Below are 13,869 nucleotides of genomic sequence, written 5' to 3'. Positions count from 1 at the left end.
CGTATGGAGGGACAACATGGGGAATGTTGAAAATTTAGAAAAACTTCTTTTAGAAGAACCGAAAAGAGAGCAGTTATTTCCTTTATTTGAAGAAGTATTCGGGATTTCAATTCAAGCATTGAATGATTTTTCAGAGAGAGGTTATTGGGATAATACATACAAAGCTTTATCATTTTTACATGACGATAAAGCGGTTGCAAATGTTGCGGCATTTTCTCTACCATTGCTAGTAAATGGTGAAAGAATAAATGCAGCGGGCATTCAATCGGTAATGACTCACCCTAATTTTCGTAGACAAGGACTCATGACACAATTAATGAGTAAAATGATAAAAGAAATCGATAAGAAATGTGAATGTACATTATTATTTACGGAAAAACCTGAACTATATGCATCATTTGGGTTTAAAGTTGTGCAGGAGTATTTGATGACTATTCTATATGATAAAAAGAATAATAATGATTCCTTACTTAGAAAGTTAGATTATTATATGGAAGAGGATAGAAAGTTAATACATGAAACTATTGATAGCAGCCAAAGACTTTCAAATAATTTTTCAACATTAAACTTCCATCCTTCGTTTTATTTGAATATGTATGATTCGGGATGGAATGAGAAATTATATTATTCAGAGAAACTAGATGCACTAATTGTGTATGAAGTAGATAATGAAAAGTTGAAATTATATGGAGTATTTGCACCAGTAATTCCAGTTTTAGATGAAATATGCGGGGAAATCGCTGAAAGATTTACAGAAATCGAATTTTACTTCTCTCCAGATCAATTAGGGATCGAGGATGTACAGTTTACAGAATTACAGTCTAGTAAGTATTTAATGGTTCGAAGTAATAAAGAGTTAAATTTTAAAGGTTATAAATTTCCTGTATTAGCGGAGTTTTAAATGTTTGTATAAAGGCTTATTATGGAGGAACTATGAATATATCATATATACCTAAACATGTTGAGCAACTCACTATATTGAATGTCCCTGAATATTATAAAATTAATGATAATCAGGCGTTTATTGTCCGTTCGAAAGCAGAAACAGATTTTTGGCTTAAAACACATTATGGTTTTGAAGTAATGAATGGTCATGTATTTTATAATGAAATGATGACAGACTTTCAAGCTGAAGTACAATTGTGTATGAATCCAAATTCAAAATACGATCAAGCAGGTCTTTTTGTTATGATTTCGGAAAAGTGTTGGTTGAAAACTTCATTAGAGTATATTCCAGATGGCCCTTCTCATTTAGGAGCTGTCGTAACGAATAATGGATATTCTGATTGGTCAACACAAGACTTTCCAACAGAATTAGCTAACGAGCAACTTCGTTTTCGAATTGTTCGTAAACGTGGCGATTATATAATATATGTAAAAAAAAGCTGTCAATGGGAACAAATAAGAATCGCTCATTTGATGGAGGATATAGGGAATGCACCTGTTAAAATAGGTTTTTACACGTGTAGTCCTTCCAAAAACAATGGATTTGAGACTGAGTTTTTAGATTTTACAATTGAAGAGATATAGATGAAAAACCGTATTCTTTCTACTTAAGAATACGGTTTTTCTATTTGCGTAATATAAAGCACATTTATTGACCAGAAAGTCATAAATGCTTATCATTTAATAATGTTAAATATTAATTTACATAATATAATAGGGATAAGAAAGAAATTATAAACTACATCGTTTAAATAAGGAGGGTATGAATTATTAAATAGTAATTTCATAGGAAAAAGGAGATTATGTATGAAATCATTTCGCAAGTTATTACAGTATTTAAAACCATACATGTTCTTCGCTATTATTGGACCGCTATTTATGGTACTTGAGGTTGCGATGGACTTAATTCAACCGACTATTATGCAACATATTATTGATGTTGGGATAGCAAACCGTGATTTGAATTATGTAATAAAAATGGGGCTTCTTATGATAGGAGCTGCAGCACTCGGTTTAGTTGGAGGACTTGGGTGCATGATGTATTCTACAAAAGCAGCAGTTAATTTCGCTACAGACATACGAAAAGATGTATTTGCGAAAATAGAAACATTTTCTAGTGAAAATCGTGATTCATTTGGAACTGGGAAATTATTAACGATTGTGACAAATGATATTACTTCAATTCAATCGGCGATGACGATGACATTACGTGTTCTTGTTCGTGGTCCTTTGTTATTTATCGGAAGTATAATAATTGTTTTTGTAACAGCACGTGAGTTATTTCCTATATTACTCGTAGTCGTTCCAATTTTATTGCTTGCGATTATATTTATTGCAAGTAAAGCGAGCGGAACGTTCAAAAAAGTGCAAGAAGCATTAGATAAAGTGAATACAAAATTGCAAGAAAATTTATCTGGTGTACGTGTTATTAAAGCGTATGTAAGACAAAAATATGAAATCACTCAGTTTGGAAAAGTAAATACAAATTTAACGAAGATAAATATTCGAGCAGTGCAGCTTATTTCTTTAATGATGCCAGTCATTATGTTAGTTGTAAGCGGCGGTATTGTCGCAACATTATGGGTCGGTGGAGAAAAAGTATTTAATGGAACGCTTCAAGTAGGAGCTATATTAGCGTTTATTAACTATTTGAATATTATTTTAATGTCACTTATGTCTATCAGTATGGTATTTATGCAAATCGCGCGAGCATTTCCGTCCGCGGATCGTGTACAGCAAGTTTTAAATACTGAGGTTGATATTAAGAGTGAAACAAATGCGCTTGTACCTAAGAAAATTGAGGGGCAAATTGACTTTAAAAATGTTAGTTATAGTTATACGAAAAATAATGAATATGTTTTAAAAGATATTTCATTTCGCATATGTAAAGGTGAAAAGATAGGGATTATCGGTTCTACAGGGAGTGGTAAATCTACTTTAGCAAAACTGTTACCGCGTTTATATGATGTTGATCAAGGTGAAATATGCATTGATGGAATAAATGTTAAGGCGTATGATTTACAAAAACTTCGTGCTTCTATAGGCTTTGTGCCTCAAAAGGCATTGTTGTTTTCAGGTAGCATAGAAGAGAACTTACGTTATGGTAAAGAAGATGCAACGAAGGAGGAACTTGAAGTAGCAGCTTCAGCAGCTTGTGCGACTGAGTTTATTAATAAGCTAGAAGATTCATATCAATATCATTTAACACAAGGTGCAACGAATTTATCAGGCGGACAAAAACAACGTGTATCCATTGCGAGGGCACTTGTGAGAAAGCCATCTATTCTTATATTAGATGATTCTACATCTGCAGTAGATGCTAAATCAGAATCTAACATTCAATCGGCATTAAGAACAGAATATAAAGGAACTACAACATTATTAATTGCCTCTAAAATTTCATCTATAATAGATGCTGATAAAATTCTCGTTTTAGATAACGGTGAATTAGTAGGTGATGGTACACATGAAGAGCTGTTAGAACAATGTGAGGTATATCAAGAAATCTATCTTTCCCAAGGTGGTAATTTATATAAAGAAGGTGGGAAAGAACATGCGTAATTTCCAAGGGCAGTTTGCAAATAAAGGTGGGCGTAACGCGCCTAAGATGGGTAAAGCTAAAAATACAAAAGGAACTGTAATGAGAATATGGAACTATATGGGCTATCAAAAGGCTGCTCTTACGCTCGTTATATTTTTAGTATTTATTACGACATTACTTGGGTTATTAGGTCCGTATTTAATGGGAGTAATTATCGATCAATATATTGTACCGAAAGATTTAAGCGGTACGGCGAGAATGTGTTTGTTACTTATCGCGATTTATGGTGTAACAGTATTGTTAACATGGTTACAAACATTTGTTATGGTTAACGTTGCATTAAAAACGATACAAAAAATACGACAAGATATTTTCGAGAAAATCCAAACGCTTTCTTTACGGTTCTTTGATGTACGTTCTCAAGGGGATTTAATGAGTCGTGTGACAAATGATATAGATAATTTGAATCAAGCGTTAACTCAAAGTGTTGTACAAATTATTTCATCAGCATTAACCTTTATAGGTGTAACAATTGCGATGTTCGCATTAGATTGGATTTTAGCAATTGTTACACTAATTACAGTACCTATTATGTTTTTTGTTACAAAAAAACTAGTTGCTTATAGTGGTAAAAACTTTGCAAAGCGTCAAAAAGATTTAGGAGAATTAAATGGTTTTATTGAAGAAGCTATAACTGGAGCGGATGTTACAACGTTATACGGGAAAGAAAAAGAAACTGTACAAAATTTCAATAAAATTAATGAACAACTCAGAATGTCTGCTACGAAGGCGGATACATTTTCAGCTTTTATTTTTCCAAGTATGAACTTTATAAATAACTTAGGTATGGGGCTTGTTATTGGGACTGGATCAGTAATGGTTTTAAATGGAATGACAACAGTAGGTGTCATTGCAGCTTTTATTAATTATTCTCGTCAATTCTCAAGACCACTCAGTCAATTCGCAACTTTAATGAATACGATTCAAGCGGCAGTTGCTGGTGGAGAACGTGTCTTTGAAATTATGGACGAAGTACCAGAAATCCAAAATAAAAAAGATGCGTTCATGGTACAAAATTTACAAGGGCATGTTGAGCTTGAGAATGTTACATTCGGTTATGAGGAAAATAAAACGATTTTAAAAGAAGTGAGTCTTAAGGCACAGCCAGGAGAGACAATTGCTTTAGTTGGTCCCACAGGATCGGGTAAAACAACAATCATTAATTTACTAACTCGCTTTTACGATATACAGCAAGGGCAAATTCATATCGATGGAAAAAATATAAAAGATTATGATATAAATTCGTTACGAAGTAAAATAGGGGTAGTTTTACAAGATACGTATTTATTTGCTGGGACAATTATGGATAATATCCGTTATGGTCGATTAGATGCTAGCGATGAAGAAGTAATTCATGCAGCTAAGGCAGCATCTGCGCATTCTTTTATAAAGCATTTGCCGAATCAATATGAAACAAAAATTGCATCAGAAGGATCGAATTTAAGTCAAGGACAAAAACAACTTCTTGCAATTGCACGAGCAATTTTAGCAGATGCAGATATATTAATTCTTGATGAAGCAACATCTAACATTGATACGAGAACAGAATTACAAATTCAAGAGGGACTAAACAATTTAATGAGAGGTCGAACAAGTTTCGTAATCGCTCATCGATTGAAAACGATTGAAAAAGCAGATCAAATCCTTGTTATAAAAGATGGAAGTATTATGGAAAGAGGGAATCATGAATCTCTTATGGAAGATAGAGGTTTTTACTTTGATCTGTATACGAGTCAGTTTAAAATTTAATAAAACCTTTATTAAGGTGCGGTTTCTCTATATCGGAGAAACCGCATTTTTATGTTTGTAAACATTACTATTTAAATATTCGTTCACTAAATGTTTTAACTGCGTCTTTCTTGCATACAAAGTAAAACATACGAATGGTGGCAACCTTAATGAGTATTTCACGTTCTATTTAAATGTTTTAATGATTTATTAAAAAAAGACACTGTTTCCAGTGTCCCAATTTACTACGAGAGTTTTATAAGGAAACTTAAATAGGTGAATCTAAGTTTCTCTATAATATATGAAACTACAATTAGAAAATCACATATTTTTTAAAGGAGTTAATGGGTAATTGTACGTGCTAAAATCTTTATTAAAAATATCCTGTACTAATTGGATAGTTTCATAGTCATAAAAGCTATCGTATGTTGGGAGGCGTGGGAATAAAGGATCGGTAATATCAGCATCTGCAAAATTACCTTTAAAAATCGCCCTGTCTTTCTGATGATGCCATGATTTGGTTAGTATGTGTAAAGGAGCAGTTTTTAATTGATATGTTTGTTCTAAGCGCTCAATTTCAGTAGAGAAATTTTCAAGGTAGATATACTTTGTAACAAACTCTTCCTCACCTGGTTCATATTGCTGCATTAAATGTGGATCTACTTGTTCTAAATCTATCATTTGCTCTTTTAAGTAGTAGAGAAAGATTTTAAATGAAATAGGTTTATTACAAAATTCATTACCGTAATAAAAATTCCGAATAGGATTCCATGCTGGGTTTTCTATGTAAGGGGGGGCAATTAGTGAAAAAAATGAACTTACAGCTCTTGTATAGGGGTTCCTCACTAATTTATAGGTATCTTTTCCGTTTGTATATAAAGCCGCAGCTAGTTCAATAAAGTAGTCCGAGGAGCTTTTGTATATTTCATTTTCATAATTATGGATGAAAGAATCGTATTTTATGGCTTCTTTAAATAAATCTATTTGATAAAAAAACCAATGTGCAAGAGAGGTACAGCCACTTTTTTGACTCCAAAATAAAATCAAAGGGAAGTTAGAATTAAAGAGGGGAACGCGTCCGTATTTAATAATATTTGAAAAAGACATTATTAGCCTCCATTCAGTTATGTCAAGTACTTTTAGCTTATGAATAAAAGACTTGGCATATGAACAAGAAAAGAGAAGTAGAATAGATAATTTAAAATAATACAAATTTAAAAATAAAAGAGTCATTTGCAAAGAAAAAAAGAGCTTGCAAATGGATAAACTCTTAGAAAAAATAGGTTTTATGAACACTGAATTACCATATACCTTATGCTTTATTCTGCAAGATCGTGAAAAAACATTGAATAAAAGGAGCATATATTTAAATGTGTTCCTTTAAAAGGTGGCAGCTCACAAGGCTTAATTTATAAGCTGAATACGTGTGCAGCCCGTATTTAAAAAGGACAGCTAGCAAAAGCTAACTGATAAGCCTTCGGGTATGAAGGGGAAACAGAAACTATATATACATTATTAACGGGATATTGGCTTTTATTCGGAAGTAGAAGAAATAAATAAGTTTAGGCTGTTCCAACTTGGCTTTGGTCGGCAACATCAGAATCAAATGTGTTGGTTGCACTAACACCGTTAAATGTATTAAGCACAAAAGCAACATTAGATGCACCTGAACCATTATAAGCTTTTGTATTTTCTTTTGGAGAAACATTATAAAAATCACCTAAGTTGAAAGAACCGTTACTATTTTGTACAACCATATTTCCGACAATAGATGGCATAACTTTCACCTTCTTTCCTAGGAAGTATTTAACTTAGTATATGGTGTATGTGTCTAGTGGTTTATCTAAAGCGGAGAATTTTGAAATGAAGTTAAGTGAAAACCTAATAAAATAATCCTTTGAATAGAAAGTGAGGTTAAAAGAATGGGAGGTAATGTAAAGCTTTTAAGTGATGATGGGATGTTGGGGATGGAGTTTTAGGAAAGAGCGATCCGTATTTTTAGCACAGAAGGTAATGTGATGGAATTAATTTCAACAAAAGAACGGCTTCAAGAGGATATCGATGAAAAGGAAATGCGAAGACTTGTGGTGAAGGAGCTGAAAAGCTACAAAGCATTGTGCATCCGGATGAAAAATCAGGAAAATTAGCGAAGAGAGTGTGTTTATGAGCTAGTACATTTATATATTGAAAAACTAGTTAAGCAAGGAGAAATAAAGGAAGTAAAAAGAAGCAGAAGAAAAAGATGATTCTGTAAAAAGCAACCAGTTGGGTGCTTTTTCTTTTACACAAAACAAACTCAATGAAAAAAACAGCGATGTATGAGATTTTTATACTAGTCAGTTTAAAATTTAATATAGTGCGGTTTCTCTAGAAAGGAGAAACCGCACTATTATATTTGTAAAGATAATTAGAAATGTAGAGTTGAAACTTATATATACGAATTGTTAGCAAAAACTAGCAGCTTCAGTGACAGATGGAAGAATTAATTTACGTGGAATTGTAATAATCTCAAGAGCCATCTGGGCTGAATAGAGAAGTATTGGAGTTAATTCTAAAGTGTGAGTTAATAATAATATAAAGCTTGTTAGGATAGCGAAGCTCCCCCAAAAGAAACTTTTTGAAGTGTTACGGAAATCTTTTATTAAAGAAAAGAAAGAAAAAAATGCTGTAACAATGAGTATCAAAAATTTATATTTATCAGTCATTAAACTCCTCCTTGAGACCAGTAACTTATATTATAACGCATTTTTTTGTATTATAATAAAAAAGATTTTGAAATGAGTAGTTTAAAGTCGTAAATACCGCAACTTAAAGGTATGACGGATTACCTTGATCGTAAAGGTTAGTGGTATGAAGTTAAGGGGAATTCTAGTTTAGTAGAACAGAAAATTTTAAAAACGATAGGACATAAAAAGAGGATTACTTATTATGAGTATTCCTCTTTTTATAATGTTACCTCGTATAAATATGATTAGATATAGAAGATTTCTGTTTTAATACATAATAAGTAATACATGTAAGTCAGAGGTTCACCGGAAATTTCAAGTATATTTACAAAACATATATTTAAAAAGAAAAAAATGAGAATTTGAATTTAATTAATTACTATTGAAATAGCACTAAAAACTAATAAGACAGCCATAATGATGTTAAATGATGTAGTATGTTTTAATAAAAGTTTTTGGAACATAGAACCAAATAAGCTCCAACTGAATGTACTCATTAACCCGACTACACCTAGAAATAATGAGAAGAGTAGAAAACTTGAATATGCATTATAGTAAGGGAGAATAAAAGTTGACACTACAGTCAGCCCGAATAGTATCCCTTTAGGATTAACAAATTGAAGAAAAATCCCGACTGTAAATAAGTTTTTATTATGTTTTTTATCTGGATCTGCACTAGTTTTACTAGTGAGTATTTTAAAGGCTAAATATAGCATGTATGCTACACCTAAAATTTTTAAAGGGAATTCAATTATAGGTAGGATATTAATTAGTACAATATTAAAGAAGCTACATAATGAAGTGAGGATGAAAAAACCGAAAGCCACTCCAAAGCAAAATTGCATACTCTTTTTTAAACCATGTTGATTGGCGTATGTCATAGCTAAGAAATTGTTAGGACCGGGTGTGAAGCTACTTATAATAACAAATAACAAAAAAGAAAATATAGGCATTTCAAAACCCCCTAATTATTTGGTGTATGTTATAATGACCGAAAAGAACAATATAACGTGTGCTTTTTATTATACATAACGGTCGTTATATTGTATATAGTGTAGGAGTGTTTTTTATGGAAGAAATTCAACTTATTCTGGCAAAAAATTTAAAAACAATACGAGAGAAAGAAAAATTAAGTTTAGAAAAAGTTGCCCAATTAACAGGTGTGAGTAAAACAATGATTGGACAAATTGAACGTGGAGAGTCAAGTCCAACATTAACAACGATATGGAAAATAGCTAATGGGTTGAAAGTGTCTTTTACTTCTTTAATTAATAATCCCCAACTGGATACGAAAGTCGTTTTACGAAGTGATGTTCAAGCATTATTAGAAGACAATGGGAGATATAAAGTGTATCCATCTTTTCCTTTTCAAGATAATAGGAACTTTGAAATCTATACGGTTGAAATTGAAACAGAAGGAAAATTAAGTTCGGAAGGCCATAAAGAAGGGACCGAAGAATTTATAACGGTGTTTGAAGGGAAATTGACAATTGAAATAAATGATTGTCAATATACATTAAATAGCGGAGATGCAATTCGCTTTAAGGCGGATAGACCACACTTCTATCATAATTCCGGAAGTACGCTAACTCGGTTAAGTATGACTATCTATTATCCAGTTGTATAGACTTGTTATAGCATCAAGAATATAAAGAAAAATACGTTGATAAACCATCTATAAAAGATGGTTTTATTTTTTGAAATTCATAAAAAAAGACACTCGTTTGAGTGTCAACATAGTATTGCTCTCGCGTATAGGATTGGAGTATGTTTCTCAAAAACGTATTGAGATGGTTCGCATTTGAGAAATTGCCTTCTTAGTCAATGTAACATCGGCGGGAAGAAGTGTAAATTGATAATGTATATACGAAAAATTTAGTATAGATATTTTCTACTATTAATATAGTGCAAAATGTTTTTATTGCTTAATCACTATCGTGTAGTTATCGAAAGAATAGTAGCTTTAATAACGTAATCGCTTCCATTTGAATATTTAAGAATGATTATTATAAAAAAAGAACGAATCATTTTTTAATCAATTCGTATAATTGTTAAAAAGGCACCAGTTGAACCACCTCCAACTAAATTAACTACGGATAATACGCCGAATAGTTGAAGTGAAATTGTATTACCGGCAATAAAATTAGTTATTAAATTATTATTATAATTTGAAGTTGATATTGTGGGTGAAAAAATAAATCCAGGAATTGGAGTTGAAGAGTTTAATAGTAGCCTTGTACCAGCAAGTAGTGCAGTTGTCGTATTAACTTGATAGGTTAAATAATATCTCCCAGTAACAGGAATTGTAAATATATCATTTGAAGCGTTCACTGTAAAATTACCGAGACTTTGGTTATTAGAAAGTGGAATATTAGTTCCTCCTAATATGACTGAAATCGGACCACCTAACGTATTATTAGCGAACATAGAGTTTGTTGTGATAATAGGCCCAGTAATGCCCGTAGATCCAGTAATGCCTGTAGGTCCAGTAACCCCTGTGGGCCCAGTAGGACCTGTAAGTCTGTATGGAAGAATAATTTCAAGAGCCAGTGATAATAGTTCTTTTTTTATTTCTTCATTCTTATCTTGAATATAAATCACCTTATTTTTAAATTAGAACGTAACGAGTTTAGTATTTTGAAATGGAACTATCATTTTAGTATATTAATACTACTAGTTATAGCAACGGTAAATAGTTTACTATATGTAAAAATCATTTGAGAATGAAAAAAGTAGTGATGGAATTCTTCTTAAAATGATAAATGTATTATTTTGTTAAGTAGTAAAAAAATGTGGAATGAGGTATTAAATTGAACCGCAATGACAAATTATCGTTGAATAAAGGTATGATAAGACCAGAAAATATTGGACCTACCTTTCCGGTTATTCCGCCAATTTATATTCCAACGGGAACAACAGGTCCAACGGGAGAAACAGGTCCAACGGGAGAAACAGGCCCAACAGGTCCAACGGGAGAAACAGGTCCAACGGGTTCAACGGGAGAAACAGGTCCAACGGGAGAAACAGGCCCAACAGGTCCAACGGGAGAAACAGGCCCAACAGGTTCAACGGGAGAAACAGGTTCAACGGGAGAAACAGGTCCGACGGGAGAAACAGGTCCAACAGGAGAAACAGGTCCGACGGGAGCAACAGGTCCAACGGGAGCAACAGGAGTAACAGGTTCAACGGGAGAAACAGGCCCAACAGGTTCAACGGGAGAAACAGGTCCGACGGGAGAAACAGGTCCGACGGGAGCAACAGGTCCGACGGGAGAAACAGGTCCGACGGGAGCAACAGGTCCAACAGGAGAAACAGGTCCGACGGGAGAAACAGGTCCAACGGGAGAAACAGGTCCAACAGGAGCAACAGGAGCAACAGGTCCAACAGGAGCAACAGGAGCAACAGGTCCAACGGGAGCAACAGGAGTAACAGGCTCAACGGGTCCAACTGGAGTTATTGGTCCTATAACAACAACTAATTTATTATTTTACACTTTTTCAGATGGAGAAAAACTTATATATACAGATGCAGATGGAATTGCTCAATATGGTACAACTCACATATTATCTCCTGATGAGGTTTCGTACATTAATTTGTTTATTAATGGAATACTTCAACCACAACCATTATATCAGGTTAGTACTGGTCAGCTAACTTTATTAGATGATCAACCACCATCACAAGGTTCTTCAATTATTTTACAATTTATCATCATTAATTAAAAAAGACAGATTCTTAAATAAAAAGGATCTGTCTTTTTGCTCTACATTAAAGTAGTTAAAACTAAGTGATGATAAATTCGATTGTAATTGGAATTCCACCGTCTAATGCATCTCCGCCAGGAATTGTAATAGCACCAGTAGGTCCAGTAGTAACACTGGAGTTCACACTAGGCTGAAGAATGCCGTTTACATATAAGTTGTAATACGTAAAAGTCGGAAAAGCAGTTGCAGTAGTGCCAGCATCGTTTAAACAAGCTGTAGCAGCAATTGCAAAAGCTGCACCTGTTCCTGTTCCAGCTCCTAATGTAGATGTAAATCTTCTAGATGCCATAAATGGTTGAATGATAGGCAATTAATTTTCACTCCCTAAATTATTTTTTGAAGAAAGTATGGGATAACTTGTCCAATATATTGTATGAAAGTTTTTGATAATAGAAACGGCTTCATGATAATAGACGGAACACAATTTTAGTAAAGGTATTGTTGTTAATTGGTGGTTATATGCTAATGTTTAGTTTTTATACTCAAGTTAAAATGTGCTTTTGAACCTAAGAGATAAACGTGGAAAAATAAAATAAACTCTTAAGTTTAGGTGTTTAATCTAAGCAGTCAATTATTAAAAACATATAATTAATATGTGAGTCATGAACATAATTAAATAACGTTTTAAAGTTTAATTATCATTCATGTTTCCTATTTTAAGTGAATTAAACCTATGCACAATTGTATAGCTCTTATAATAGGAAGACACTCAAATATAAAATAAGTAAGGAGGAAATAAATGTCACATAATAATTGTTTTGGTCATAATAACTGCAATAATCCGATTGTGTTCACTCCAGAATGTTGTAACAATCCACAAACAGTTCCAATTACTAGTGAGCAATTAGGTAGATTAATTACTTTACTAAACTCTTTAATTTCGGCAATTGCAGCGTTTTTTGCAAATCCAAGTGATGCAAACAGATTAGCTTTACTCAATTTGTTTACTCAGCTATTGAACTTACTAAATGAATTAGCACCTTCTCCAGAAGGAAATTTCTTAAAACAATTAATTCAAAGTATTATTAACTTACTACAATCTCCTAATCCAAATTTAGGTCAATTACTTTCTTTATTACAACAATTCTACAGTGCTCTTGCACCATTCTTCTTCTCATTAATTATTGACCCTGCAAGTTTACAACTTTTATTAAACTTATTAACTCAATTAATTGGTGCTACGCCAGGAGGCGGCCCAACAGGTCCAACAGGTCCAACAGGTCCAGGAGGAGGAGCAACAGGTCCAACAGGTCCAACAGGTCCAGGAGGAGGAGCAACAGGTCCAACAGGAGCGACAGGTCCAACAGGCCCAACAGGAGCGACAGGTCCAGCAGGTACTGGTGGCGCAACAGGCTTAACAGGCCCAACGGGAGCAACAGGTTTAACTGGTGCAACAGGCTTAACAGGCCCAACAGGAGCAACAGGCTTAACAGGTCCAACAGGAGCAACAGGCCCAACGGGAGCAACAGGTTTAACTGGAGCAACAGGCTTAACAGGAGCAACAGGAGCAACAGGTGGCGGAGCTATTATTCCATTCGCTTCGGGTACAACACCAGCTGCGTTAGTTAACGCATTAGTAGCAAATACAGGAACTCTTCTTGGGTTTGGATTTAGTCAGCCTGGTATAGCTTTAACAGGTGGAACTAGTATCACATTAGCGTTAGGTGTAGGTGATTATGCATTTGTAGCACCACGCGCAGGTGTTATTACGTCATTAGCAGGTTTCTTTAGTGCAACAGCTGCATTATCTCCATTATCACCTGTTCAAGTGCAGATACAAATATTAACTGCACCTGCAGCAAGTAATACGTTTACAGTACAGGGTGCACCTCTATTATTAACACCAGCATTTGCTGCAATCGCAATTGGTTCTACAGCATCAGGTATTATACCTGAAGCTATCCCAGTAGCTGCAGGAGATAAAATACTACTATACGTTTCATTAACAGCAGCAAGTCCAATAGCTGCAGTAGCTGGATTTGTAAGTGCAGGTATTAATATCGTCTAGTTTGTTACAACGCCTGTTTGAAATTTGAATTGGCGTTTGTATATAGCCCATCCTAATTTTATTAGGGTGGGCTATATTTTATGGGAAAATAGGTGA

Annotated in this window: 14 protein-coding genes; 8 read left to right on the top strand and 6 right to left on the bottom strand. The window is 33.8% G+C overall.

The genetic code is table 11. The annotated features are described in order from the left end of the window. Nucleotides 1–16 precede the first annotated feature (16 nt). The 4 genes from Q9B79_RS06715 to Q9B79_RS06700 all read left to right on the top strand — a co-directional run bounded on the left by Q9B79_RS06715 (nt 17) and on the right by Q9B79_RS06700 (nt 5,296). A complete protein-coding gene (locus tag Q9B79_RS06715; RefSeq protein WP_306183109.1) occupies nt 17–901 on the top strand; it encodes a GNAT family N-acetyltransferase in 885 nt (294 codons plus the stop codon). Between the two features lie 32 nt (nt 902–933). Next, on the top strand, nt 934–1,530 hold the full coding sequence (locus Q9B79_RS06710; protein ID WP_306183108.1) for a DUF1349 domain-containing protein: 597 nt from the start codon (nt 934–936) through the stop codon (nt 1,528–1,530). 222 nt (nt 1,531–1,752) lie between these two features. Beyond that, nucleotides 1,753–3,507, top strand: a complete 1,755-nt coding sequence (locus tag Q9B79_RS06705) for an ABC transporter ATP-binding protein (RefSeq protein ID WP_306183107.1) — start codon at nt 1,753–1,755, stop codon at nt 3,505–3,507. Continuing rightward, the gene (locus tag Q9B79_RS06700) at nt 3,500–5,296 is read left to right on the top strand and encodes an ABC transporter ATP-binding protein (RefSeq protein WP_306183106.1); all 1,797 of its coding nucleotides are present in this window, start codon (nt 3,500–3,502) and stop codon (nt 5,294–5,296) included. Before Q9B79_RS06705 ends, Q9B79_RS06700 begins: the two co-directional genes overlap by 8 nt. 300 nt (nt 5,297–5,596) lie before the next feature. Here the strand turns inward: Q9B79_RS06700 and Q9B79_RS06695 are convergent, their stop codons facing one another. Both Q9B79_RS06695 and Q9B79_RS06690 read right to left on the bottom strand, forming a co-directional pair. Further along, a complete protein-coding gene (locus Q9B79_RS06695) occupies nt 5,597–6,382 on the bottom strand; it encodes a sulfotransferase family 2 domain-containing protein (protein ID WP_306183105.1) in 786 nt (261 codons plus the stop codon). A 455-nt stretch (nt 6,383–6,837) separates the two neighbouring features. Continuing rightward, nucleotides 6,838–7,053 (bottom strand): spore germination protein, encoded by a 216-nt coding sequence (locus Q9B79_RS06690; protein WP_088063347.1) that lies wholly within the window; start codon nt 7,051–7,053, stop codon nt 6,838–6,840. A 240-nt stretch (nt 7,054–7,293) separates the two neighbouring features. Here Q9B79_RS06690 and Q9B79_RS06685 point away from each other — a divergent pair, with 240 nt between their 5' ends. Further along, nucleotides 7,294–7,422 carry a hypothetical protein gene (locus Q9B79_RS06685; RefSeq protein ID WP_306183104.1) on the top strand — a complete coding sequence of 43 codons (129 nt, stop codon included), beginning with the start codon at nt 7,294–7,296 and terminating at the stop codon, nt 7,420–7,422. Between the two features lie 297 nt (nt 7,423–7,719). Here the strand turns inward: Q9B79_RS06685 and Q9B79_RS06680 are convergent, their stop codons facing one another. Both Q9B79_RS06680 and Q9B79_RS06675 read right to left on the bottom strand, forming a co-directional pair. Further along, the gene (locus tag Q9B79_RS06680; protein ID WP_306183103.1) at nt 7,720–7,980 is read right to left on the bottom strand and encodes a hypothetical protein; all 261 of its coding nucleotides are present in this window, start codon (nt 7,978–7,980) and stop codon (nt 7,720–7,722) included. A 389-nt stretch (nt 7,981–8,369) separates the two neighbouring features. Beyond that, nucleotides 8,370–8,954 carry a LysE family transporter gene (locus Q9B79_RS06675; RefSeq protein ID WP_306183102.1) on the bottom strand — a complete coding sequence of 195 codons (585 nt, stop codon included), beginning with the start codon at nt 8,952–8,954 and terminating at the stop codon, nt 8,370–8,372. Between the two features lie 59 nt (nt 8,955–9,013). Here Q9B79_RS06675 and Q9B79_RS06670 point away from each other — a divergent pair, with 59 nt between their 5' ends. Next, nucleotides 9,014–9,628 carry a helix-turn-helix domain-containing protein gene (locus tag Q9B79_RS06670; protein WP_306183101.1) on the top strand — a complete coding sequence of 205 codons (615 nt, stop codon included), beginning with the start codon at nt 9,014–9,016 and terminating at the stop codon, nt 9,626–9,628. A gap of 404 nt (nt 9,629–10,032) precedes the next feature. On the opposite strand, the gene Q9B79_RS06665 is transcribed toward Q9B79_RS06670, so the two are convergent. Beyond that, nucleotides 10,033–10,602, bottom strand: coding sequence for a BclA C-terminal domain-containing protein (locus Q9B79_RS06665; protein ID WP_306183100.1), 570 nt, complete (start codon nt 10,600–10,602; stop codon nt 10,033–10,035). Between the two features lie 209 nt (nt 10,603–10,811). Here Q9B79_RS06665 and Q9B79_RS27070 point away from each other — a divergent pair, with 209 nt between their 5' ends. Beyond that, a complete protein-coding gene (locus tag Q9B79_RS27070) occupies nt 10,812–11,723 on the top strand; it encodes a DUF4183 domain-containing protein (RefSeq protein WP_306183099.1) in 912 nt (303 codons plus the stop codon). Nucleotides 11,724–11,784: 61 nt separating this feature from the next. Here the strand turns inward: Q9B79_RS27070 and Q9B79_RS06655 are convergent, their stop codons facing one another. Continuing rightward, nucleotides 11,785–12,075 carry a DUF4183 domain-containing protein gene (locus Q9B79_RS06655; protein ID WP_098601634.1) on the bottom strand — a complete coding sequence of 97 codons (291 nt, stop codon included), beginning with the start codon at nt 12,073–12,075 and terminating at the stop codon, nt 11,785–11,787. A 429-nt stretch (nt 12,076–12,504) separates the two neighbouring features. Between Q9B79_RS06655 and Q9B79_RS06650 the strand changes: the two genes are divergently transcribed. Then, nucleotides 12,505–13,773: an exosporium glycoprotein BclB-related protein gene (locus Q9B79_RS06650; RefSeq protein ID WP_306183098.1), complete on the top strand. Its 1,269-nt coding sequence runs from the start codon at nt 12,505–12,507 to the stop codon at nt 13,771–13,773. The last annotated feature ends 96 nt before the right edge of the window (nt 13,774–13,869 follow it).

Origin of the sequence: Bacillus sp. MHSD_36 (assembly GCF_030757775.1) — a bacterium.
Taxonomy (GTDB): domain Bacteria; phylum Bacillota; class Bacilli; order Bacillales; family Bacillaceae_G; genus Bacillus_A.
The sequence above is the reverse complement of the archived record's forward strand: the minus strand, read 5'-3'. Positions and strand labels throughout refer to the sequence as shown.